This window comes from Azoarcus sp. PA01 (assembly GCA_001274695.2).
Classification (GTDB): Bacteria; Pseudomonadota; Gammaproteobacteria; order Burkholderiales; family Rhodocyclaceae; genus Aromatoleum.
In genome coordinates this window covers 79,749-101,058 of the sequence record LARU01000001.1, presented here as the reverse complement: position 1 = coordinate 101,058, position 21,310 = coordinate 79,749, and the positions used below count along the sequence as shown (strand labels likewise).

The window sequence follows — 21,310 nt, the reverse complement described above, 5'->3', positions numbered from 1 at the left end:
CGTGCGCACGGGGTATTCCAACGGCACATTCACAGTGCGCGCGACGACTCGCTCCACTCAGGCCGCTCCTTGAAGTGACGCAAGTTCCACCATCATTTCTCCTTTGCACGGTTCGGACGCGACAATCCCGCGTTACACCAATAGTCATCAACCCGAACCAGGCACCCCCGATCCAGCCCCTCAACTCGGCTTGCACCCGACAGAATCATCGCCCGCTCAAGCTCCGTGCCGATCAGTCCCAGTATGGTGCTTGCGCCCGCTTCGCCATCATTGGCCAATCCATACAACAATGGGCGTCCGAGAAAGACGGCTCGTGCCCCCATCGCGAGGGCCTTCGCGACATCGAGGCCGCTGCGAAAACCGCTGTCGACGAAAACCGGAATGCGTCCTTCCACCGCATCGAGCACCCGTGTCACGGCGCCAATTGTCGATGCTGCTCCGTCGAGCTGTCGGCCGCCATGGTTGGAGACGATCAGTCCGTCGATGCCGCGTGCGACCGCTTCACGCGCATCCTCGGGATGCAAGATGCCCTTCAGCACCAGCGGGCCGTCCCACAGCCGGCGCAGCCAGCCGAGACAGTCCCACGACAGGCTGCGGTCCATCTCGCGGCTCAGGAGCGCCGCCTGCAGCGCCAGCGAATCTTCGCCTTCGCGCTCGGCGAGATTGACGAAAGCCGGCATGCCGCTGCGCAAGAAGCGCCACAACCACCGCGGGTGCATGGCCAAGTCCGCGAGCGTGGCCGGAGTCGGTCGGAACGGCAGCTGGAAACCGTTGCGCACGTCGCGCTCGCGGTACCCGCTGACCGGCACATCAACCGTGAGCACCAGGGCGCCATAACCGCTCGCCTTAGCCCTGCGTACCATCTGCTCGGCGATGCTGCGTTCGCGCATGACATAGAGCTGCATCCAGTTCAACGCGCGCTGCGGCTCGGCAACCTTCTCCAATCGCTCATTCGATGCGGTCGAGAGCACGAAAGGAACGCCCGCATCAGCCGCCGCACGCGCGAGCATGCAGTCGCCGCCCGGGCGGGTGAGCCCGTTAAACCCCATCGGCGCGATGCCGAAAGGCCGGCGCCAGATCTCGCCGAAGACTTCGATGCGCGTATCGAGTGTTGCCGTGTCGCGCAGAACTCGTGGCAGCAGCGCAAGACGGGACAGATCGTCGGCATTGCGGCGCAGGCAGTCGTTGCGCTCAGCCGCGCCATCCACGTAATCAAAGGCGAAACGGGGCAGCGCCCGCCGAGCTGCGCGACGGTGATTTTCAACATTCAGCTTCATCTGCTTTCCCGAATCGATGGATGATCCGCCGGACGGATCCGGCGGTGCTCATCATGCAATCAAATGCGGCAGCCACAGCGACAGCACCGGGAACGCACACAGGATGGCCAGCCTGGCCACATCAACCGCCACGAACGGCATTACACCGGAATAGACCTTGCCCAGCGGAATGTCGCGTGCAATTGAATTGATGACGAAGACGTTGATTCCGACCGGTGGCATGATCATCCCGAAGGTCACCGCCATCACCGTGATCACGCCGAACCACACCGGATCGAAGCCCAGCTCGATCATCGCCGGAAACACGATGGGGACCGTCAGCAGGACCATCGCCAGTTCGTCCATCACCGCGCCGAGCAGGAAGTAGCCGACCAGCACCACCGCCAGTACCCCGTAGGCACCAATCGGCAGATTGACCAGGAACTCGACCGCATTCTGGGTGAACTGCGTAATGGTGAGGAAATAGCCGAAGAGGAAGGCGCCGACGACGATGAACATGATCGACGACGAGATGCGTAGCGAATCAATCAGGGACTGCCGAATCGTCCTCCAGCCGAGGCGCCGCCGCGCCAGCCCGATTGCCAACGTGCCCATCGCGCCCACGCCCGCCCCTTCCTGCACCGTGAAGTAGCCAGCGTAGACGCCGCCGAGCACCAACACGAAGAGCAGAATCACGGGCCACAGGCCGACTGAAGTACGCACGCGCTCGCCCCAGCCATGACGCTTACCGACCGGCATGCTGGCCGGACTGCGCCACCCGAGGTACTGCACCAGAAGGAAGTAGAAGAGGACGCCCAGCAAACCTGGCACGACCCCGGCCGCGAAGAGCTGCGTAATGTCGGTGTCGGTCATGATCCCATACAGTACGAAGATGACCGAAGGCGGAATCATGATGCCCAATGTGCCCCCGGCAGCGATGAGTCCTGCAGCGAAGCTTGGTGCATAACCCGCCTTGCGCATCTCCGGCAAAGCAACCTGAGTCATCGTCGCGGCGGTCGCCACCGACGAGCCGTTGATCGCCGCGAACCCGCCGCAAGCGGCAATGGACGCGTACGCCAAGCCGCCGCGGCGGTGTCCGAACCACATTCGGCCGAGGCTGTGTAAAAACGCCTCTTATGGCATGATATTGGCATTGTTGTCAGGGTGATCGGGTGCCATGAAACGATTCATCGAAGGACAGTGCCGGACACAGAGCGCATTACTACCCGAGAGTCTGGATGACTTTGTCGCCGAGACAAATCCGGTACGGGTGATCGACGTCTTCGTCGATGAGCTTGATCTGCGCAAGCTGGGCTTCGCTGGCGTCGATCCAGCGGCCACCGGACGCCCCGCCTACCATCCGGCCGCGCTCCTCAAACTCTACATCTACGGCTACCTGAACCGGATCCAGTCGAGTCGGCGCCTGGAGCGCGAAGCTCAGCGCAACCTGGAGTTGATGTGGCTCATCGGACGCCTGACGCCCGACTTCAAGACCATCGCCAACTTCCGCAAGGACAATCCGAAGGGCATCCGTGGCGTCTGTCGCCAGTTCGTCGTGCTGTGCCGCGAACTGGGACTGTTCGCCGAAGCGGTGGTCGCGATCGACGGCAGCAAATTCAAGGCAGTCAATAACCGCGATCGCAACTTCACCAGCGCCAAGCTGCAACGGCGCATGGAAGAGATCGAATCGAGCATCGAGCGCTACCTGGTCGAGATGGACAGCGCTGACCGGCAAGAGCCGGCTGTGGCCCAGGCGAAGAAGGAGCGACTGCAGGACAAGATTACGACGCTGAAGGCGCGAATGAAGGAACTCGAAGCGATCGGCGTGCAGCTCGAGAACGCGCCCGACAAGCAGGTTTCCCTCACGGATCCCGACGCCCGCTCGATGAAGACGCGGGGCACGGGCATCGTCGGCTACAACGTGCAGACGGCCGTCGAGACCAAGAACCACCTGATCGTCGCCCACGAGGTAACCAACGACGGGCTGGACCGAGATCAACTGAGCAAGATGGGCAAGCAGGCCCGCAAGGCGATGCGAGTGGAGTACCTCACGGCAATCGCCGATCGGGGCTATTTCAAGAGCGAGGAAATCCTCGCCTGCCACAAAGCCGGCGTCGTGCCGCTCGTTCCGAAAAGCACGACTTCCAACGCGAAAGCCGAGGGGCGGTTCGACCGGGCAGACTTCGTGTACGACCGTGACAACGACGAGTACGTCTGTCCAGCCGGCGAGCGCCTGATCTGGCGCTTTGCGCGAGTCGAGGCGAGGCTGACGATGAATCGCTACTGGAGCTCATCCTGCCCGCGATGTGCCCTCAAGCACCAATGCACCCCGAGTGACTATCGGCGTGTGAGCCGCTGGGTGCATGAGGAAGAGCTGGAGGTCATGCAGGCGCGGCTCGATAAAGCGCCGGACAGTATGCGTATCCGACGTCGGACGGTCGAACACCCCTTCGGCACCCTCAAGGCGTGGATGGGCGCGACCCACTTTCTGACCAAGGGCCTCGAACGCGTCCGAACGGAGATGAGTTTGCACGTTCTGGCGTACAACCTGAAGCGAGTAATGAATCTGATGGGAAACGAGGCACTGATGGCAGCGATGCGGGCCTGAAGCAGGTCTATTACGTCCTCAATAACGCCGCCTCGCCGCCAGCGAATGACTTGAATTGCCAAGAGTCCTGCCGACGCGGACGCCGGGCAGCGCAGGTTGAACCGTTTTTACACAGCCTCGGCCAGAATGAAACAGTTCCTGGCTCATGCCCGAACTTGACGCAAATGCGCCCATCAGGATGAACATCGGAATCACCGACAGGTTGTAGTCCGTCACGACGGACAGCGGCACGTTGGCGAGCAGGTTGAGTGCCGGCCCCACGCCAGACAGGACGCCAAAGCCGAGTACGCCGACCACGCCCATCGCAATGCCGACGGGGATGCGCAGCACCATCAGCACGAACATCAGAACGAAGCCCCCGAGGGCGACGAGATCACGATCCATGCTGTTCCTCCTCGCCTCGAACGTGATTCATCAGCAATTCGATAAGACGTGCACAGGCCAGCAAGGCGCCGCAACTTATGCCAGCGGCGGCGATCGCATAGGGGCCCAGCAGCGGAAGACGCAGGTCCGAGGTCGACTGCGTACCAACGCCGCCGACCTTGACCCATACCATCCATGCCAGCGGCAGCAGGAACGCCGCGCAGACCGCAGCGGCGAGAATGTCCAGCCGGCGTCGGTTAGGGGGCCCCAGGTGCTCCCAGAGGATATCGACACAGATGTGCCCGCCGCGGTAGCTGGCGATCGCCATCCCCCAGAACAGCGCGACGCCCAGCAACAGCTGGGAACCGTCGAACCAGTCGGGGATCGTCACGCCCAGCAGTTCCCGGCTGAGCACGTTGGTGGTGGTGAGTAGCGCGATCAGCAGCAGGAAGACCGCGGCCACCGTTTCAGTCGCCGCGAGCAGCGTTTTCATGGTGTCCTCCGCTCAGTATGCGGCGTTGCGAGCGGTCAACTCCCGCCGATATTCGTCGAGCACTTCGACCGGATCAGCGCTTCCAGCAGGCATCGCCTTGGCCCACATGTCGTACACCGGCGTCACTGCCTTCTTCCATTTGTCCAGTTGGTCCGGCGTGAGCTTGACGATGGTCTGGCCCCCGCCCATCTCGGCAAGCTTGGCCGCGCCGGAATCCTCCTCGTCGCCCCAGGCGGTGCCGACCTTGGCCGCCCACTCGTTGTTGCAGTGGTCGTCGATCACCTGGCGCTGCGCGGTCGAGAGCTGGTCGTACCAGCCCTTGTTCATCACCCACACGAAGGAAGCGTTGTAAAGCTGAATCGCCCCGGGTTTTGCGGAGGCTCCAACTCTTGAGAAGATGGAGCCCATGAAAAAGACAGCGAAGTTCTCCCCCGAGGTCACCGAGCGCGCCGTGCGTATGGTGTGTGAGGCCAAGGGTCAGTACGAATCCCAGTGGGCGGCGATCGTCTCGATCGCGGCAAAGATTGGCTGCACGGCGGAGACACTGCGCCGGTGGGTTCGCCAGCATGAGCGCGACACCGGCCAGCGCGAGGGGCTCACGAACGCCGAGCAGCAACGCATCAGGGAACTCGAGCGCGAGGTCCGCGAGCTGAAGAAGGCCAACGAGATCCTGCGCCTGGCCAGCGCGTATTTCGCGCAGGCGGAGCTCGACCGCCGCAACAAGTGATGAACGGTTTCATCGACACGCACCGCGAGCACTTCGGGGTCGAGCCGATCTGCAAGGTGCTGCAGGTCGCCCCGTCGGCTTATCGACGTGCCGTGGCGCGCCGGCGCGATCCGGCTTTGCGCTGTGCGCGGGCCCGTCGCGACGCGATGCTGGAGGACCACATCGAGCGGATCTGGCAGGCGAATCTGCAGGTGTATGGAGCGCGCAAGGTATGGCGGCAGTTGCGGCGCGAAGGCCTTGAGGTCGCCCGCTGCACGGTTGAGCGGTTGATGCGTGTCAAAGGGCTGCGCGGCGCCATGCGCGGCAAGGTCATGCGGACTACCCGGCCGGATCCTGCTGCTCCTTGTCCGCTCGATCGCGTCAATCGTCAGTTCGCCGCGCAGCGCCCGAACCAGCTCTGGGTTTCCGACTTCACCTATGTCTCGACCTGGCAGGGTTTCGTGTACGTCGCCTTCGTCATCGACGTCTTCGCCCGCTACATCGTAGGTTGGCGCGTCAGCCGGTCCATGCGCACGGAGTTCGTCCTCGATGCGCTGGAACAGTCCCTGTGGGCGCGCCAACCCGAACGTAATGCTTTGATTCATCATAGCGATCGCGGCTCGCAGTACGTCTCGATCCGATACAGCGAGCGACTGGCAGAAGCGGGCATCGAGCCGTCGGTCGGCAGCCGGGGCGACAGCTACGACAACGCGCTCGCCGAAACCATCAACGGGCTCTACAAGGCAGAAGTCATTCACCGGCGTGGGCCCTGGAAAAGCGTCGAAGCGGTCGAGCTGGCCACCCTCGAATGGGTCTCGTGGTTCAACCATCACCGGTTACTTGAGCCGATCGGGTACATTCCCCCAGCCGAAGCCGAGGCAAACTATTACCGCAGCCTTGGCGAGCAGGCGGTCGCCGCCTGACTCACACAAAACGGCCTCCGCGAAACCCGGGGCGATTCAAGCCGCATGTCGGTGTGGAATTTGGCCGCCTTGTGCACGTTGAAGGTGATCAGCGAATTCCACGGGAAGGTGATGGCGTCGGCCACCCCTTTGTCGAGCGCGTCGCGCGACTCCGGCGCCGACACCTGCACGTTGCTGCCGCCGAGCAGGGTCACCATCTGCGCCACCGTGCCGTTGGCCGGACGGATCTTCATGCCGCGGATCTGGTTTGGGTCGGTGATCGGGGCCTTGGAATGCAGCGTACCAATGTGCATGTGGGCGAAACAGAGCTTGACGTCGGCCATCTCCTTGGCCGCGTATTTGCGATACCAGGCGTCGAGCGCAGCGGACCCCGCACCCGGCGTGCTCGCCTGGAAGGGTAGTTCGCTTGCTGCGAAGATCGGGAAGCGGCCCGCCTGGTAGCCGGGGCTGACCCAGCTCATGTCGGCGATGCCGTCGCGCGCCATGTCGTAGTGGTCCGCCGCCTTGCCGAGTTGCTGGGCGGGGAAGGACATCACCTTGATGCTGCCACCCGACGCGGCTTCCACGGATTTTGCCCAAGGCGCAAAGCCGGTTTTCACGAGCGCATGCTGCGCCGGCAGCCAGTGTGCCAAACGCAGCTCCACCTGCTTGTCCGCGGCGACCGCCGGCAATGCGGCAGCCAAGCCGAGAGTCATAGCGAAACCGTAGACGAAAGTGTGCTTGTTCATGTCTTGTCTCCTCACTTTGGTGAATAGTTATAGGTTTATATAAAACATTTTGACGTAAAACAGATTGCATGGGAACGAAGCCCTCGGCCATATTACCGCGGACGATCCGTACCGGCACCGCCCGCGGTTGTGGTACGGGCCTATCCAGCGCAAGGGCAACGTCGCGACGTTCCGAGTCCGCGAGTGCGGCGACATGGGCAGCGGTCACCCGCTCGGACAGCCTTTCGGGGTCGCCCCCATTCTGCTCCAGCAGTTCGAGGATCAAGCGCATGCTGCGATGGCCACGCTCGGCAGTGTCCCATAGCCTTTGATCAATCGGCCGCAGCGTGCGAGTTCCAGCGCCAACGATGGACTACGCTCTGCGTCTCGCTCTACAGCCGCCAGCCAGCGCTCCATTACCTGTTGCTCCTGGGCAAAGCGCAGGCTTGGCGGCCGTAAGGGTTTCAAGCAGCGCAGCAGGGCTAAGAGTGCGAAACCGGACACAGTGTCTGTCCGCAATCGCAATCGCAATCGCAATCGCAAGCCCATGCCATTGACAAGTCGCGCGCTCTTCAACATCGGCTCGATCCACTGCCCAAGGCCTGCTGGCAGCACCGCCCGAATTTCCTCCAGCGCGGCTTCAGAAACTCCGTGACATATACCGGCTCGACCAGCCGTGCACCTACTTCAGCACGCATCTGATCGATCCGCGAACGACGAGTTTTCAGTTCAGCAACACGAACGACATCCTCGTATGTCATCCACAGCAAGGTGACGCGCGACTTCGGTACCGACTTCATCTGCATCGCCTGCCTTGAGACAGTCTGAGCGCAGCCGCTGCAAGCAACGTGACGCATATGCCCCATCCTGGTAGTCGCGCACCTGCGCGTAGCCTTCCGCAGCCACGCCGCCTACCGCCCGCGGCAAATCGCTCACCGGAGCCAGGTCGGCCGCAATGCGCGCCTGACTATCGGCCCGCGCTGTCGCTGTCATGCCTGCGCGGGCGCGCCCGCGTCGAAACCACGCAGACTGGTCTCGACCCCCTTGCCCGATCGCTAGATTGCACCGTCGCACGCCTCGCATGGAAATGGCAGGCAGTCCGAACCGACCATCGCAGCGAACAGTACTGTGTTGATGAGGGTGCCCTGCTGCCAGGAGATTTCACGCATATCTAAGGCAATCACCTCGCCCGCCAGCTGACGAGCTGTGTCGAACACCCGTGTCGGGTCGTACCGGCCGTCGCCCATACCGGTCTTCTCCGACACCGCGAATTCGCGATGAGTGAATGATGTGCTTCGCATTCTGGGGCCGGCCGCTGCGAATTTGCCGCGCGTCCGTCGGCGCGTGGTCGGGGAAAAGGCTAAATAGGGGACCAGTCATGAGGCATTTGCCCACCGTGGGACTAATCGTGCCGCCCGCAAGCGGTGCCATACCTCCTGAACCGCCCGTTCTTTATGGCCGGGAGGTGCGCTTTCTCTCGGCCGGCCTCGGGCTTGAGAAGATGACGCCGGAGGGATATGAGGCCGTTATCGACAGGACCGGCGAACTTGCCCGCCGCCTGGTGGCGGATGGCGCCGACGCCGTAATCATGATGGGCACCTCGCTCAGTTTCTATAGGGGACCGACCTTCAATGACGAGTTGGTGCACATCATGGAAGCCGCTGGGGGGCGTCCGGCAACCACCATGAGCAACGCGATTGTCGAGGCGCTGCGCGCGGTCGGCGCCAGCCGCATCGCCGTTGCCACCGCCTATGTGGAGGCGGTCAACCAAAGGCTTGCCGACTTCCTGCGCTTTGCTGGTTTCGAGGTGGCGGTGCTGGACTCGCTCGATATCGAGCGTGTCGAGGACGTGCCCAGCGTTGGCGCCGGGCGGTTAATGGAGATCGGGGTGCGGGCGGGAACGGCTCAACCGGTCGACGCCCTGCTGCTGTCCTGTGGTGGGCTCCAGACCCTGGGGGTCACGGTTCCTCTTGAGTGCGAGCTCGGCATCCCGGTTATTTCCAGTGCCATGGCCGGTGCTTGGGCGGCCGCGCGTTTGGTCGGCCATAGCGGGGCGAGCCCAAGTTTCGGCCGGCTGTTCGAGTCGACTGGGCGCGATCTTCTGCCGCGGTGTACCTAGGGAGACGCTGAACAAATGACGAACCCGTCGTCGATGATCGGCCGTGGCAACGTTTGCTCCGAGAATTTGATCGGATCGTTCGCGGAATTGCTCGCGCGGAGAGCTTTCCGGGGCGGGTTCAATGTGCGTTCTTCGATTTTCATCATTCAGGACGCACTGCGGGCGTCGGGCACGAGCAATCGCCGACGCGCCAGGACCAGATTGGCGAGCCCGAAGAGCGAGAACAACTGCGCGGTGTTCTTCGCCAACCCGCGGTAACGCGTCTTGCGGTGACGAAACAGGTTCTTCACGACATGGAAAGGATGCTCGACCTTTGCCCGGATGCGCGCCTTGGCATGTTCATACTGCTCGAGCAGCCGGTCGAGACGGCTCGTGCCCAGCGCCTTGCGCTTGCCCGGGCGCATCGCCACGTGCCAGTCGATCGAGAGGCCCTTGTTCTCATCGCGCTTGTGCACGCCCTGATAGCCCGCGTCGCCGAGCACATCGGTCTCGTCGCCGTGCAGCAGCGCATGCGCCTGGGTGACATCCGCGACGTTGGCCGCGGTGCCGACCAGGGTATGGACCAGACCGGAATCGGCATCGACACCGATGTGCGCCTTCATGCCGAAGTGCCACTGCTTGCCTTTCTTGGCTTGATGCATCTCCGGGTCGCGGGCTTGCTCGCGATTCTTCGTCGAGGGCGGCGCGGCGATCAGCGTGGCATCGACGATGGTGCCTTCACGCATCATCAAGCCTTTCTGTGCAAGGTGGGCGTTGATCGTCTCGAAGATCTTGCGCGTCAACCCGTGCGTCTCGAGCAGGCGCCGGAACTTGAGCAGCGTCGTCGCATCCGGAGCGGACTCGCGCGCCAGATCGATGCCGATGAAACGGCGGATCGACTGGCTGTCGTAGACAGCGTCCTCGATCCCTTCGTCCGACAGCCCGAAGCACTGCTGCGCCACGTACATCCGCAGCATTCGCTCGAGCCCGATCGGCGGACGACCGCGGCCTTCTCCCTTCGGATAGTGCGGTTCGAGTTCGGCCACCAACGCCGACCAAGGCGTTACCGCCTCGATCTCGGCCAGGAACCGATCGCGCCGCGTCAGCTTCTTCTTCGCAGCGTACTCAAGGTCGGAAAAGCTCGATTGCATGCTCAGTCTCGGGGGCGTGGGCTGAAAGAATTATCTCAAACGCATCGGCAGCACGGGTCCACGGTGTCCGAATAAATCAGCGTCTCCTTAGAACTTATCCGTAAATAGATATACTCTCCCTGAAGCCGCAGTTGCCGCGTTGTTGGGGAGAGGGTATGACCGGGCGAGTTCAATCGTGGGAGGTGACCGATGCGTTCTGGGAGCGTGTGGAGCCACTGATTCCGCAACGCGCGCCCTCTCCGGGCAAGCGGTACGTGCGCAAACCGGGGGCTGGGCGCCCGCCCAAGCCGCCACGACTGGTGTTCGAAGCCATTGTGTATGTGCTGCGCACGGGCTGCCAATGGAAGGCCTTGCCCAAGGAGCGATTCGGCAGCGCCAGCGCGGTGCACAAGCGCTTTCTCCAATGGGAGAAGGCGGGGCTGTTCGAAGCGCTGTGGCAGGCTGGGCTGGCCGAGTACGACGAGATGGAAGGCATTGCCTGGCGCTGGCAAAGCGTGGATGGGGCGATGATGAAAGCGCCTCTGGCACAAGAAGCCGTGGGGCCCAACCCGACGGATCGGGGGAAAAAAGGGGAGCAAACGTCATCTGCTCGTCGACGGCCGTGGCGTCCCGTTGTCGCTCATCGTGACCGGGGCCAACGTCAATGATGGCAAGCGGCTCGTAGAGGTGCTCAGCGCCATCATGATCAAGCGCAAGAACCCGCCGCGGCGGCGACACAAGCACCTGTGTGCCGATGCTGGATATCGCAGTGCGGGGAACCGTCAAACCATCGAGGCGCACGGCTATATCCCTCATGTGGTCAATCGCCGCAAGGAAGCCGCCATGAAACGTCGCAATCCGAAAAAGAAGGCCAGGCGCTGGGTGGTCGAGGTCTGCCACAGCTGGTTCAACCGCTTTCGCAAACTGCTCGTGCGCTACGAGAAACTCGAACGCAGCTTCCTCGCCCTCAATCATCTGGCCGCTGCCATCATCGCCTTTCGCAAGGTGCCGCTCAGCGTCAATATAATTTACGGATAGATTCTTAATGGCCCCGTGTGAGCGGGAGCAGCCGGCCAAGCCAAGAAGCGCTGAAATTCCACCACCAATGTCCAGATCGATTTGCAAGCTGTCGTCCAGCCTTTTCAGGCCAGCTGCGCCTGAATCGGCGGGCATTTCACCGAGCCGAAGGAACAGAACACGCAACAGTCGCCGGGGTTGGGGCGCAGCAGCGCCTTGCAGTTTCGGCACTCGTAGAAGAACTGGCAGGCGTCGGTCGGCATGGTTTCCTGCCGGGCGAATCCACAGTGTGGGCACGTCAACACGGACTCCAGGACAATGGGACTCACTGCTCACCTTTCCCGGTGGGTGCGGATGAAAACTGCCCCGTAGTGGTAGGGCGGCAGCTCGACCAGCGTTTCCAGCTTGAAGCCGGCCGGCTCGACCACCGTGCGGGTTTGTTCCGGCGACATGCGCATTTCTGTCTTGGGGCCTCGCGGCTGGCCGAGGACGGTCGTTTGTTCGCGCGGCAGGGAATGCCAATTGACGATGACGAAGCGGCCGTTGGGCTTCAAGGCCGCAGCGACTTCGCGGGCCAGTGCCGTCTTGTCCGGCGCGCCGTGGAAGGTGTTGGCGATCAGCACATAGTCTGCGGGCGCATCCAGCAGACAGCTCAGCGCCATGGCGTCCCCCAGCAGCCAGTCGCAATTCGCCATCCCCTCGCACGCCGCTTGCGCCTGCTTCAGCATGACCGGATCGAGGTCGAAACCGATGACGTGCCCCGAACCCACCTGCCGGGCGATGGCAGCCGTAAAATAACCGTCGCCGCAGCCCAGATCGACGACCGTCATCCCTTGCTCGATGCGCACGGCCTTGACGACACCATCAGGGTCGGGCCACAGGGCATGCCACCAGTCCCTGTCCGGCATGCCCGTGGCGGGAAACAACTGCTCCTGGATCGTCATTCGAGGTTCTTCTTCATCCGCTGGTACTCCTCTTGGCAGGGTGTTTCCGTCCCGTTGATGGCTCGTAAGTCCTGAAACCCTAAACCTACGCCAGAAGTTACGCCGATTGGCGTAGCTCGGCGGAAGCAAGAAGCTCGATCAGACGGTGCGTTCGTTTCCCGCAAGGTCTGCCGCGCGGGCGCGTTCTCCCGCAAACCCGATGTACCAGTCGAGCGAAGCCGGGTTCATCATCGCATCGCAACTGGCCGCCTTTTCGGAGGCACGCCCATCACGATCTTCCGGACCGGAATCTCCATCTTCTTGCCGGTCAATGTGTACGGAACGGCGTGGACGCTGTGGATCGCGTCCGGCACTGGTGCGGGCTGCAGTCGGTCCGCAGGCGGGACGCAGTCTTCGCTTCCCGCGCCGCGTCGAGGGCGACACCGTCGACGAGGCGCACGAACAGTGGCATTCGGCTCAGCGATGGGTGTAGATCGCGCTGCGTTTGGCGACGAAGGCCGCCATGCCTTCCTTTTGGTCCTGCAGCCCGAAGGTCGCGTGGAAACTCCGTCGCTCGAATAGCAGGCCTTCCGACAGGCCCGATTCGAAGGCGCGGTTCACCGACTCTTTGATCATCATCGCGACCGGGAGGGAAAAGGCAGCGATCCGCGCGGCGGCTTCGAGCGCTTCGTCGAGCAGGCGCTCGGCGGGGACGATGCGCGACACGAGTCCGACACGCTCGGCTTCCTGCGCATCCATCATCCGGGCGGTCAGGCACATGTCCATCGCCTTCGCCTTGCCGACCGCGCGCGGCAGCCGTTGCGTGCCGCCCGCGCCCGGCAGCACGCCGAGGCGGATTTCGGGCTGGCCGAATCGAGCGTCTTCAGCGGCGATGATCATGTCGCAGGTCATCGCCAGCTCGCATCCGCCCCCGAGCGCGAAGCCGCGAACCGCCGCGATGACCGGTTTGCGGACGCGAGCGAGCCGGTCCCAGTTCCGCGACACGTAGTTCGTCTTGTAGACGTCCATGTAGCTCCAGTCCGCCATCGCGTCGATGTCGGCCCCGGCCGCGAAGGCCTTGCCCGCACCGACGATGACGATCGCGCCGATCGACTCGTCGGCGTCCATCGCCTCGAGCTCGTCGCCGAGCAGGTCGATGAGGGCATCGCTCAGCGCGTTTAGGTGGTCGGGGCGGTTCAGCGTGAGCAAGCCGACGCGGCCCCGGCGCTCGGCGAGTACCAGCGGTTCACCAAGCTTGTCCTTTGAATCGTGGAGGTCGGACACGGTATTTCTCCCAATTTATTCGTGACGGGCATCACATGCCCAGATAAGCCTTCTTCACCTGTTCGTCGTGCAGCAGCTCGGGGCCCGGCCGCTGAGAATCGTGTGGCCGGTCTCGACGACGTAGCCGATGTCGGCGATCGCCAATGCGGCGTGCGCGTTCTGCTCGACGAGGAAGATCGTGATGCCTTCGGCCTTGAGGCGCCGGATGACGCGGAAGATCTCCTCGACGAGCAGGGGCGCGAAGGCCCATCGAAGGCTCGTCGAGCAGCAGCAGCTTCGGCCGTCCCATCAACGCGCGCGCCATCGCGAGCATCTGCTGCTGCCCGCCGGAGAGCGTCCCCGCGGGCAGCGCGCGCTTCTCCTTCAGGATCGGGAAGATGCCGTACATGCGCTCGAGGTCCTGCTCGATCTCGCGATCATGGCGGACGTAGGCACCCAGGCGCAGGTTGTCCTCGATGCTCATCGGGCCGAACACCTGCCGCCCTTCGGGCACCTGGCAGATGCCGGCGCGCACGCGTTTTTCCGGGGCGAGACGCGTGATGTCCTCGCCCGGAAGCGCACCGCCCCGCTAGAAGCGGGCTGCACGCCGGAGATCGTGCGCAGCAGCGTCGTCTTGCCGGCGCCGTTCGCACCCACCAGCGCGACGAGCTGGCCTTGCTTCACGTCGAGGTCGATGCCGTGCAACGCCTGGATGCGGCCGTAGTGCGAGGTCAAGCCGCGGATCTCGAGGACGGTTTCGCGCACCGGCTGGGCGGGGGCGAGGAAGGACGGCGTCTCGCGCCGGCCGCCGAGACCGACGGGCTCGGGCGCGAGCGCGATGATGCGGGCCTTGAGCATGTCGAGCTCACCACGGGCGCGGCTGCCGAACAGCGGATCTTCGTCGGCCGCGAAGGCTTCGTCGATGCGCTCCCAGTCCTCGGGCGTCAGCGCGTGGCGTGCGGAGGGAATGACCGTCGTTTCCTCGAAGCGCATGTGCTGGCGCAGGTGCTCGGCGAACTCGCGCAAGGCGTCGAGGAAGACCTGCTGGTCGCCGCGTCGGCCCTCGCGGAACGTCACCGCCAGTGCATGGACGCGGTCGCGGTGGGCCGGGCCGTCGCGGTGCTCTGCTTCGAGCCGGGCGATGGCTTCCGCCGCAGCCGGATCCCTGCGCCGCAGGGCCGGGAACAGGAACTCGTCTTCCTTGCGGTGGTGGATGCGGTCGATGTACACGTCCAGGTATTCCAGCAGCTCGACCGTCGTCGCGGCGGCGGCCCGCGCGTCGCGGTCGGCGGCAATGGCTTCGCCCAGCGCGTCGAGGGCCGTCGCGACGCGCCACATCCCGCGGTGCTCCGCCTGGATGACGTCGATCGCCAGCATCCGTGATTCAAGAACTTCCATGGAGGGCTCCTTCAGGCCGATGCGCCGAGATAGGCGGCGATGACGTCGGGGTTGTCGCGGATCTCGGCGGCCGTGCCTTCGGCGAGCTTGCGGCCGTAGTCGAGCACGAGGATGTGGTCGGACAGGTTCATGACGAGCTTCATGTCGTGCTCGACGAGGACGACCGTGACGCCAGAATCCGCGACCTTGCGGATCAGCGCCTCGATCTCGGCGGTCTCGGTGTGGTTGAGGCCTGCGGCCGGTTCGTCGAGCAGCAGCAGCTTCGGTTTCGCCGCGAGCGCGCGCGCGATCTCGAGGCGCTTCAGCGCGCCGTAGGACATCTGGCTGGCGTGGGTGTCGCGATACTGGCCGACGCCGACGAACTCCATCAGGCGCGCGGCCTCGTCGCGGCATTCGGCGTCGGCCTTCGCCAGCCCGGGCAGCCGGAACAGGCCGGCGAGCAGGCTGGAGCCCAGCCGCAGGTGGGCGCCGACCATGACGTTCTCGATCGCGCTCATGTTCATGCACACCTGCAGGTTCTGGAAGGTCCGGCTCATGCCGCGGCGCGCGAGGCGGTCGGGGCTCTCGCCCCCCGCAGGTGCGTCGTCGAACAGGATTTCCCCGCTGGTCGGCGTGTAGATGCCCGTGATGAGGTTGAAAAGCGTCGTCTTGCCGGCGCCGTTGGGGCCGATCACGGCGTGGATTGTTCCGCCGCGCACGGTGAAGGACACGTCCTGCACCGCCTTCACGCCGCCGAAAGTCTTCGAGAGGTTGCGCACTTCGAGCATCACGCGGCCCTCCCGGCGAACTTCAGGCGCAGCGTCGGGACGATGCCGCGCGGCAGGAAGATCATCGTCAGCATCAGGATCAGGCCGAAGACCACCGTCTCCCAGCCCTCGAACGCCGACAGCAGCTGCGGCAGCAGCGTCAGCACGACCGCGCCGAGGATCGAGCCGAACACCGACGCCATGCCGCCGAGCACGACCATCGTGACGAGCTCGATCGAATGGAAGAAGCCGGCGACGCCCGGCGTCAGGAAGCCGACGTAGTGGGCCGTGACGCTGCCCATCACGCTCGCGACGACAGCCGAGAGGACGAAGACGCGCACCTTGAACGAAGTGGTATCGACGCCCGCGACACGCGCCGCGATCTCGGAGCCATGGATCGCCTGCAGCGCACGGCCCGCCGGCGCGTCGATGAGGTTCAGCGCGGCGCGCGTGACGAGCAGCAGCATCACCGCGACGACTGCATACCAGGTCTGCTCGCCGACGATCTGCACGCCGAACACGGTGAACGCATCGACCGGCATGCCGTCCGGGCCGCCGGTAAAGTCGGTCTCGTTGACGATCACCATCGACAGGATGATGCCGAGCCCGAGCGTCGCCATCGCCAGGTAATGCCCTTTGAGCTTCAGGATCGGACGCGCGACCGCGAACGCGAGGACTGCGGTCGCCACCGCCCCGAGGATCAGCGCGACCGCCGACGGCCAGCCGTAGCGGCTCGTCATGATCGCCGACGCATAGGCGCCGATGCCGAAGAAGCCGGCGTGGCCGAGGCTGATCTGGCCGGTGTAGCCTATCAGCAGGTTGAGGCCAACGGCGATGCTGGCGTTGATCGCGATACGGATCGCGAGGTCGTAGTAGTAGGCGTTCGGCAGCGCCAGCGGCAGCACCGCCAGCACGAACGCGAGGAACAGGAATCCGCGTGTGGTCGGTTTCATCGTCATACCCGGTCGGTGGTCTTCTTCCCGAACAGGCCCTGCGGCAGGAAGAAGAGGATGAGAAGGATCAGCACGAAAGGCATCGCGTCCTTGTAGGCGGACGAGATGTAGCCGGCGGTCATCGCCTCGACGACGCCCAGCAACAGGCCGCCGACGATCGCGCCGATTCCGCTGCCGAGCCCGCCGAGCGCCGCCGCGACGAAGCCCTTGAGGCCTATCATGATGCCCACGTCGTAGCTGGTGTAGGTCATCGGCGCGACGAGGATGCCGCCCACGGCACCGAGCGCCGCCGACAGGCCGAACGCGAGCAGCAGGATGAAGCGGGTGTTGACGCCGACCAACTGCGCCGCGAGCTTGTTGCACGAGGTCGCGAGCACGGCCTTGCCGAGCGCGGTGCGGCCGAAGAAGAGCGCGAGAGCGACGACCACGACGAGCGTCACGCCCATGACCCACAGGCTCTGCGGCATCAGCGTCGCACCGAGGATCGCGATCGGCTCCTCGCCGGAGAACGCCGGCAGCGCATGGTTGCCCTTGCCGAGGAACACTTCCACGAGGCCGCGCAGCGTCAGCGACGCGCCGATCGTGATGATGACGAGCGTGACGACTTCGGAGTTGCCGGCCGGCTCGATCGCGAGCTTCTCGACGATGAGGCCGGCCACCGTCGCGACGAGCACCGCGAGCGAGATCGCCAGCGGCAGCGGGACGCCCGCCTGCACGAGCAGCGCCGCAGACATGCCACCAAGCATGATGAACTCGCCCTGCGCGAAGTTGATCACGCCGGAGGCGCTGTAGATCAGGGAAAAGCCGACCGCGGCCAGCGCGTACATCGCGCCGACGGTGAGGCCGGAAAAGAGGAACTGCAGAAGTTCGGACAGCACGGAATGCCTCCTTCGGATTTCGGGACGAACGGAGCTACGCTGCCCGGGGAAACCCGGGCGAGCGTGTCGAGCACAGGAGGGCTGGGCTTAGTTCAGCAGCGTCCAGTCACCGTTGCGTATTTCCAGCATGCGGAAAGCCGAGAGGCTCAGTCCCATGTGGTCCGATGCGGACATGTTGAAAGCCCCGCTCGTCGCGACGAAATTCGTCGTCGCTTCGAGCGCGTCACGCACCTTCCCCTTGTCGGTCGAGCCCGCACGACGCATCGCGTCGGTCGCGAGCATCAGGCCGTCGTAGGCATAGCCGCCGAAGGTCGAGGGTTCCGCCTTCCAGCGCTCGGCAAATAGCTTGGCGTAATCGCTGACCACCTTCTTCTGCGGATCGGTCGCGGGCAGCTTCGCAGCGACCGGCAATGCGGGCGACGGCAGGCGCACACCTTCGGCCGCGGCACCGGCGAGCCGGATGTACTCGTCCGAGGCCACCCCGTGCGACTGATACAGCGGCAGCTTGATGCCCAGCTGCGCGAAGTTCTTCGTCACGACCGCGGGCCCCTGGCCGAGGCCGAACACGAAGACGGCCTGCACCCCCGGCACACCCTTGATCTTGGTGAGCTGGGCCGTCATGTCCGTGTCCTTGGGACCGTAGGTCTCGTCCGCGACGAGCGTGATGCCGTACTTCCCGGCGACGGCCTGCGCTTCCTTGCGCCCGGACTGGCCGAAGCCACTGTTCTCGGACAGCAACGCAACCTTCGTTAGGCCCGCCTTCTTCATGTCGTCGAAGACGCGCTCGGCGGCCATGCGGTCGGTGTGCGGGGTCTTGAACACCCACTTCTTCGCCGGCTCGACGATGACGACCGCGCCGGCGAGCGAGATGAACGGGACCTGCGCGCGTTCGACCAGCGGCGCCATCGCCATCGTCGCACCACTGGTCGTGCCGCCGATGATCAGGTCGACCTTGTCGTTCTCGATCAGGCGCTTGGTGAAGCCGTTGGCCTTGCCCGACTCGCTGCCGTCGTCGTAATGCACGAGTTCGAGCGGACGACCGAGCACGCCACCGTTCTTGTTCAGCGCCTCGACGTACATCTGCAGCGTCTTCAGCTCGGGATCGCCGAGGTAGGCGGCCGGGCCGGTGACCGACAGCACCGCGCCGATGCGGATCGGGTCGGCGGCGACGGCGGTGCCGAGGGCGGCGCAGGCCGCCGCGGCGAGGGTGAACTGGATGAAAGTGCGCTTCTTCATTGGGGAGTCTCCTTCGGTATCTTTCTTATGTCGCCGGGCGTCAGACCCGTTCGATGATGAGTGCGATGCCCTGCCCCACGCCGATGCACATCGTGCACAGCGCGTAGCGGCCGCCGGTGCGTTCGAGCTGGTTGAGCGCCGTCGTCACCAGTCGGGCGCCCGAAGCGCCGAGCGGATGCCCCATCGCGATCGCGCCGCCGTTCGGGTTCACGTGCGCGGCATCGTCCGGCAGGCCGAGATCGCGGGTGACCGCGAGCGCCTGCGCGGCGAACGCCTCGTTGAGCTCGATGACGTCCATGTCGGCGAGCGTCAGACCCGCTTTCGCGAGCACCTTCTTCGACGCGGGCGACGGGCCGAAACCCATGATGCGCGGCGCGAGGCCTGCCGCCGCCATCGCGACGACGCGCGCGCGCGGCTTGAGGCGGTAGCGATCGACGGCGGCTTCGGACGCGAGCAGCACCGCGCACGCGCCGTCATTCACGCCCGAGGCGTTACCGGCCGTGACCGTGCCGTCCGGGCGCACGACGCCCTTCAGCTTCGCGAGCGTCTCCAGCGTCGTATCGGTGCGCGGATGCTCGTCCGTCGTGAAGAGCTTCGGCTCGCCCTTCTTCTGCGGGATCGCCACCGGCACGATCTCGCTCGCGAAGAAGCCCGCCTCGTTGGCGGCCGCCCAGCGCTGCTGCGAGCGCAGCGCGAGCGCATCCTGGTCGGCGCGGCTGATGCCGAATTCCTGCGCGACGTTCTCCGCGGTCTCGGGCATCGAGTCGATGCCGTACTTCGCCTTCATCACGGGATTCACGAAGCGCCAGCCGATCGTGGTGTCCTCGATCTTCGCGCTGCGCGAAAACGCCGTGTCGGCCTTGCCCATCACGAACGGGGCGCGGCTCATGCTCTCGACGCCGCCGGCGATCATCAGGTCCGCTTCGCCGGCCTTGATCGCCCGCGCGGCCATGCCGACCGCATCGAGGCTGGAACCGCACAGGCGGTTCAGCGTCGTGCCGGGGACGTCCTGCGGCAGCCCCGCGAGCAGCGCCGCCATGCGCGCGACGTTGCGGTTGTCTTCGCCGGCCTGGTTCGCGCAGCCGTAGATCACGTCATCGACCGCGGCCCAGTCGACCCCAGGGTTGCGCTCGACGAGCGCGCGGATCGGCAACGCCGCGAGGTCGTCGGCGCGCACCGCCGACAGCGTGCCGCCGTAGCGGCCGAACGGGGTGCGGATCGCGTCGCAGATATAGGCGTTGTTCATCGTCTCCCCTCCTCAGGCCGCGACGTTGCGCTTGTCGATCAGGCGCTTGGCCTTGCCGACCGAGCGGAAGAGCGAGCCGGGCTGCGCCATCGTCGTCTTCGTGCTGATGCCGATGTAGGACTTGATGTTGTGCTGCAGCACTTTCGCGATCTCCTGCTGGCGCAGCGGGCCGAGGTCGGCCGCTTCGGTCGAGAGCTCGACGACGACTTCCATCTTGTCCATGTGGCCGTCGCGCGTGAGCTCGATCTGGTAGTGCGGCGAGAGCTCCTTCTGCTTGAGGATCAGCTCCTCGATCTGGCTCGGGAACACGTTCACGCCGCGAATGATCAGCATGTCGTCCGAGCGGCCGGTGATCTTGCCGATGCGGCGCATGGAGCGCGAAGTCGGCGGCAGGAGCCGCGTAAGGTCGCGCGTGCGGTAGCGGATCACGGGCAGCGCTTCCTTCGACAGCGACGTGAAGACGAGCTCGCCTTCCTCGCCGTCCGGCAGCACTTCGCCGGTCTCGGGGTCGATGACTTCGGGATAGAAGTGGTCTTCCCAGATCACCGGGCCGTCCTTGCTCTCGATGCACTCGCTCGCGACACCCGGGCCCATCACTTCGGACAGGCCGTAGATGTCGACCGCGTCGATGCCGGCGCGCGCCTCGATCTCGTGGCGCATCGCCTCGGTCCAGGGTTCGGCACCGAAGATGCCGATCTTCAGCGACGACTCGGCCGGGTCGAGCCCCTGGCGCACGAACTGCTCGAGGATGTTGAGCATGTAGGACGGGGTCACCATGATGATCTTCGGCTTGAAGTCCTGGATCAGCTGGACCTGGCGCTCGGTCTGGCCGCCGGACATCGGCACCACCGTGCAGCCGAGCCGCTCGGCGCCGTAGTGCGCGCCCATGCCGCCGGTGAAGAGGCCGTAGCCGTACGAGATATGCACGACGTCGCCTTTGCGCCCGCCCGCGGCGTAAATCGAACGCGCGACGAGGTTCGCCCAGTTGTCGATGTCGTTCTGCGTGTAGCCGACGACGGTCGGCTTGCCGGTCGTGCCGCTCGAAGCATGCACGCGGACGACTTCTTCACGCGGCACCGCGAAGAGACCGAACGGGTAGTTGTCGCGGAAGTCCTGCTTCACCGTGAAGGGGAATCTGGACAGGTCTTCCAGCGTCTTCAGATCCGACGGATGGACGCCAGCCGCCTCGAAGCTGCGGCGGTAGTGCGGAACGTTGTCGTAGGCGTGCTGCACCGTCTTCTTCAGGCGCTCGAGCTGCAGCGCGCGCAGTTCGTCGCGGCTGGCCGTCTCGATCGGGTCGAACCCGATGCCATGTTCCATGCGTGCGTTCATTCCAGTACTCCTCTCTCTGTGGGGTTGGAACGGC

General features: G+C 64.7%; 21 protein-coding genes, 2 pseudogenes and 1 other annotated feature. Of the genes and pseudogenes, 4 read left to right on the top strand and 19 right to left on the bottom strand.

Going from position 1 to position 21,310, the window contains the following annotated elements:
* Nucleotides 1-92 precede the first annotated feature (92 nt).
* Together PA01_00515 and PA01_00510 are read right to left on the bottom strand one after the other, a co-directional pair.
* A complete protein-coding gene (locus tag PA01_00515) occupies nt 93-1,277 on the bottom strand; it encodes an alpha-hydroxy-acid oxidizing protein (protein ID KON82555.1) in 1,185 nt (394 codons plus the stop codon).
* 51 nt (nt 1,278-1,328) lie between these two features.
* A complete protein-coding gene (locus PA01_00510) occupies nt 1,329-2,363 on the bottom strand; it encodes a TRAP transporter large permease (GenBank protein KAI5913744.1) in 1,035 nt (344 codons plus the stop codon).
* Nucleotides 2,364-2,433: 70 nt separating this feature from the next.
* Between PA01_00510 and PA01_00505 the strand changes: the two genes are divergently transcribed.
* On the top strand, nt 2,434-3,864 hold the full coding sequence (locus tag PA01_00505; protein ID KON82554.1) for an IS1182 family transposase: 1,431 nt from the start codon (nt 2,434-2,436) through the stop codon (nt 3,862-3,864).
* An 18-nt stretch (nt 3,865-3,882) separates the two neighbouring features.
* Here the strand turns inward: PA01_00505 and PA01_00500 are convergent, their stop codons facing one another.
* From PA01_00500 to PA01_00490, 3 genes are read right to left on the bottom strand one after another with little or no spacing between them, the layout of a single operon-like run.
* A complete protein-coding gene (locus tag PA01_00500) occupies nt 3,883-4,248 on the bottom strand; it encodes a TRAP transporter permease (GenBank protein ID KON82553.1) in 366 nt (121 codons plus the stop codon).
* Nucleotides 4,238-4,720 carry a TRAP transporter small permease gene (locus tag PA01_00495; protein ID KON82552.1) on the bottom strand — a complete coding sequence of 161 codons (483 nt, stop codon included), beginning with the start codon at nt 4,718-4,720 and terminating at the stop codon, nt 4,238-4,240. Before PA01_00495 ends, PA01_00500 begins: the two co-directional genes overlap by 11 nt.
* 12 nt (nt 4,721-4,732) lie before the next feature.
* Complete coding sequence (locus PA01_00490; protein ID KON82551.1) at nt 4,733-5,047, bottom strand: hypothetical protein; 315 nt, start codon at nt 5,045-5,047, stop codon at nt 4,733-4,735.
* A 79-nt stretch (nt 5,048-5,126) separates the two neighbouring features.
* Between PA01_00490 and PA01_00480 the strand changes: the two genes are divergently transcribed.
* Nucleotides 5,127-6,349 (top strand): IS3 family transposase gene (locus PA01_00480; protein ID KON82549.2). Its coding sequence is split into 2 segments (ribosomal slippage): nt 5,127-5,409 and nt 5,409-6,349, totalling 1,224 coding nucleotides; the frame shifts between segments, so codons are not numbered across the junction.
* Nucleotides 5,405-5,521 (top strand) — a sequence feature (AL1L pseudoknot). Its footprint overlaps the gene before it by 117 nt.
* Here the strand turns inward: PA01_00480 and PA01_00475 are convergent.
* Nucleotides 6,313-7,077 (bottom strand): TRAP transporter substrate-binding protein, encoded by a 765-nt coding sequence (locus PA01_00475; protein KAI5913743.1) that lies wholly within the window; start codon nt 7,075-7,077, stop codon nt 6,313-6,315. The genes PA01_00480 and PA01_00475 overlap by 37 nt on opposite strands.
* A gap of 1,034 nt (nt 7,078-8,111) precedes the next feature.
* Nucleotides 8,112-8,321, bottom strand: coding sequence for a hypothetical protein (locus PA01_18335; GenBank protein KAI5913742.1), 210 nt, complete (start codon nt 8,319-8,321; stop codon nt 8,112-8,114).
* 113 nt (nt 8,322-8,434) lie between these two features.
* Between PA01_18335 and PA01_00465 the strand changes: the two genes are divergently transcribed.
* Nucleotides 8,435-9,175 (top strand): hypothetical protein, encoded by a 741-nt coding sequence (locus tag PA01_00465; GenBank protein KON82548.1) that lies wholly within the window; start codon nt 8,435-8,437, stop codon nt 9,173-9,175.
* Between the two features lie 146 nt (nt 9,176-9,321).
* On the opposite strand, the gene PA01_00460 is transcribed toward PA01_00465, so the two are convergent.
* Nucleotides 9,322-10,305: an IS5 family transposase gene (locus PA01_00460; GenBank protein ID KON82547.1), complete on the bottom strand. Its 984-nt coding sequence runs from the start codon at nt 10,303-10,305 to the stop codon at nt 9,322-9,324.
* 155 nt (nt 10,306-10,460) lie between these two features.
* Here PA01_00460 and PA01_18330 point away from each other — a divergent pair.
* Nucleotides 10,461-11,322 (top strand): IS5 family transposase gene (locus PA01_18330; GenBank protein KON82663.2). Its coding sequence is split into 2 segments (ribosomal slippage): nt 10,461-10,876 and nt 10,875-11,322, totalling 864 coding nucleotides; the frame shifts between segments, so codons are not numbered across the junction.
* 104 nt (nt 11,323-11,426) lie between these two features.
* On the opposite strand, the gene PA01_00450 is transcribed toward PA01_18330, so the two are convergent.
* The 11 genes and pseudogenes from PA01_00450 to paaF all read right to left on the bottom strand — a co-directional run bounded on the left by PA01_00450 (nt 11,427) and on the right by paaF (nt 21,276).
* Nucleotides 11,427-11,564, bottom strand: a complete 138-nt coding sequence (locus PA01_00450; GenBank protein ID KON82546.2) for a hypothetical protein — start codon at nt 11,562-11,564, stop codon at nt 11,427-11,429.
* A gap of 69 nt (nt 11,565-11,633) precedes the next feature.
* Nucleotides 11,634-12,245, bottom strand: a complete 612-nt coding sequence (locus PA01_00445) for a class I SAM-dependent methyltransferase (GenBank protein KON82545.1) — start codon at nt 12,243-12,245, stop codon at nt 11,634-11,636.
* Nucleotides 12,246-12,701: 456 nt separating this feature from the next.
* Nucleotides 12,702-13,466, bottom strand: coding sequence for an enoyl-CoA hydratase (locus PA01_00440; protein KON82662.1), 765 nt, complete (start codon nt 13,464-13,466; stop codon nt 12,702-12,704).
* 73 nt (nt 13,467-13,539) lie between these two features.
* A pseudogene (locus PA01_00435) lies at nt 13,540-14,252 on the bottom strand (ABC transporter ATP-binding protein).
* Nucleotides 14,253-14,510: 258 nt separating this feature from the next.
* Nucleotides 14,511-14,825: pseudogene (locus tag PA01_18325) on the bottom strand (hemerythrin domain-containing protein).
* Between the two features lie 71 nt (nt 14,826-14,896).
* Nucleotides 14,897-15,652: an ABC transporter ATP-binding protein gene (locus PA01_00425; protein ID KON82544.1), complete on the bottom strand. Its 756-nt coding sequence runs from the start codon at nt 15,650-15,652 to the stop codon at nt 14,897-14,899.
* Nucleotides 15,652-16,584: a branched-chain amino acid ABC transporter permease gene (locus PA01_00420; protein ID KON82661.1), complete on the bottom strand. Its 933-nt coding sequence runs from the start codon at nt 16,582-16,584 to the stop codon at nt 15,652-15,654. Before PA01_00420 ends, PA01_00425 begins: the two co-directional genes overlap by 1 nt.
* 2 nt (nt 16,585-16,586) lie before the next feature.
* Nucleotides 16,587-17,462 carry a branched-chain amino acid ABC transporter permease gene (locus PA01_00415; protein ID KON82543.1) on the bottom strand — a complete coding sequence of 292 codons (876 nt, stop codon included), beginning with the start codon at nt 17,460-17,462 and terminating at the stop codon, nt 16,587-16,589.
* A gap of 87 nt (nt 17,463-17,549) precedes the next feature.
* Nucleotides 17,550-18,698: an ABC transporter substrate-binding protein gene (locus tag PA01_00410; protein KON82542.1), complete on the bottom strand. Its 1,149-nt coding sequence runs from the start codon at nt 18,696-18,698 to the stop codon at nt 17,550-17,552.
* Nucleotides 18,699-18,738: 40 nt separating this feature from the next.
* On the bottom strand, nt 18,739-19,944 hold the full coding sequence (gene pcaF / locus PA01_00405) for a 3-oxoadipyl-CoA thiolase (protein ID KON82541.1): 1,206 nt from the start codon (nt 19,942-19,944) through the stop codon (nt 18,739-18,741).
* 12 nt (nt 19,945-19,956) lie between these two features.
* On the bottom strand, nt 19,957-21,276 hold the full coding sequence (gene paaF, locus PA01_00400) for a phenylacetate--CoA ligase (protein KON82540.1): 1,320 nt from the start codon (nt 21,274-21,276) through the stop codon (nt 19,957-19,959).
* Between the last annotated feature and the right edge of the window lie 34 nt (nt 21,277-21,310).

Excerpts from the sequence above, each read along its gene's own strand:
- paaF (KON82540.1), bottom strand. The coding sequence starts at position 21,276 with ATGAACGCACGCATGGAACATGGCATCGGGTTCGACCCGATCGAGACG.
- PA01_00460 (KON82547.1), bottom strand. The coding sequence starts at position 10,305 with ATGCAATCGAGCTTTTCCGACCTTGAGTACGCTGCGAAGAAGAAGCTG.
- PA01_00490 (KON82551.1), bottom strand. The coding sequence starts at position 5,047 with ATGAACAAGGGCTGGTACGACCAGCTCTCGACCGCGCAGCGCCAGGTG.
- PA01_00420 (KON82661.1), bottom strand. The coding sequence starts at position 16,584 with ATGAAACCGACCACACGCGGATTCCTGTTCCTCGCGTTCGTGCTGGCG.
- pcaF (KON82541.1), bottom strand. The coding sequence starts at position 19,944 with ATGAACAACGCCTATATCTGCGACGCGATCCGCACCCCGTTCGGCCGC.
- PA01_00450 (KON82546.2), bottom strand. The coding sequence starts at position 11,564 with ATGCCGACCGACGCCTGCCAGTTCTTCTACGAGTGCCGAAACTGCAAG.
- PA01_00475 (KAI5913743.1), bottom strand. The coding sequence starts at position 7,077 with ATGAACAAGCACACTTTCGTCTACGGTTTCGCTATGACTCTCGGCTTG.
- PA01_00505 (KON82554.1), top strand. The coding sequence starts at position 2,434 with ATGAAACGATTCATCGAAGGACAGTGCCGGACACAGAGCGCATTACTA.
- PA01_00495 (KON82552.1), bottom strand. The coding sequence starts at position 4,720 with ATGAAAACGCTGCTCGCGGCGACTGAAACGGTGGCCGCGGTCTTCCTG.
- PA01_00500 (KON82553.1), bottom strand. The coding sequence starts at position 4,248 with ATGGATCGTGATCTCGTCGCCCTCGGGGGCTTCGTTCTGATGTTCGTG.
- PA01_00445 (KON82545.1), bottom strand. The coding sequence starts at position 12,245 with ATGACGATCCAGGAGCAGTTGTTTCCCGCCACGGGCATGCCGGACAGG.
- PA01_00515 (KON82555.1), bottom strand. The coding sequence starts at position 1,277 with ATGAAGCTGAATGTTGAAAATCACCGTCGCGCAGCTCGGCGGGCGCTG.
- PA01_00425 (KON82544.1), bottom strand. The coding sequence starts at position 15,652 with ATGCTCGAAGTGCGCAACCTCTCGAAGACTTTCGGCGGCGTGAAGGCG.
- PA01_00465 (KON82548.1), top strand. The coding sequence starts at position 8,435 with ATGAGGCATTTGCCCACCGTGGGACTAATCGTGCCGCCCGCAAGCGGT.
- PA01_00510 (KAI5913744.1), bottom strand. The coding sequence starts at position 2,363 with ATGTGGTTCGGACACCGCCGCGGCGGCTTGGCGTACGCGTCCATTGCC.
- PA01_00410 (KON82542.1), bottom strand. The coding sequence starts at position 18,698 with ATGAAGAAGCGCACTTTCATCCAGTTCACCCTCGCCGCGGCGGCCTGC.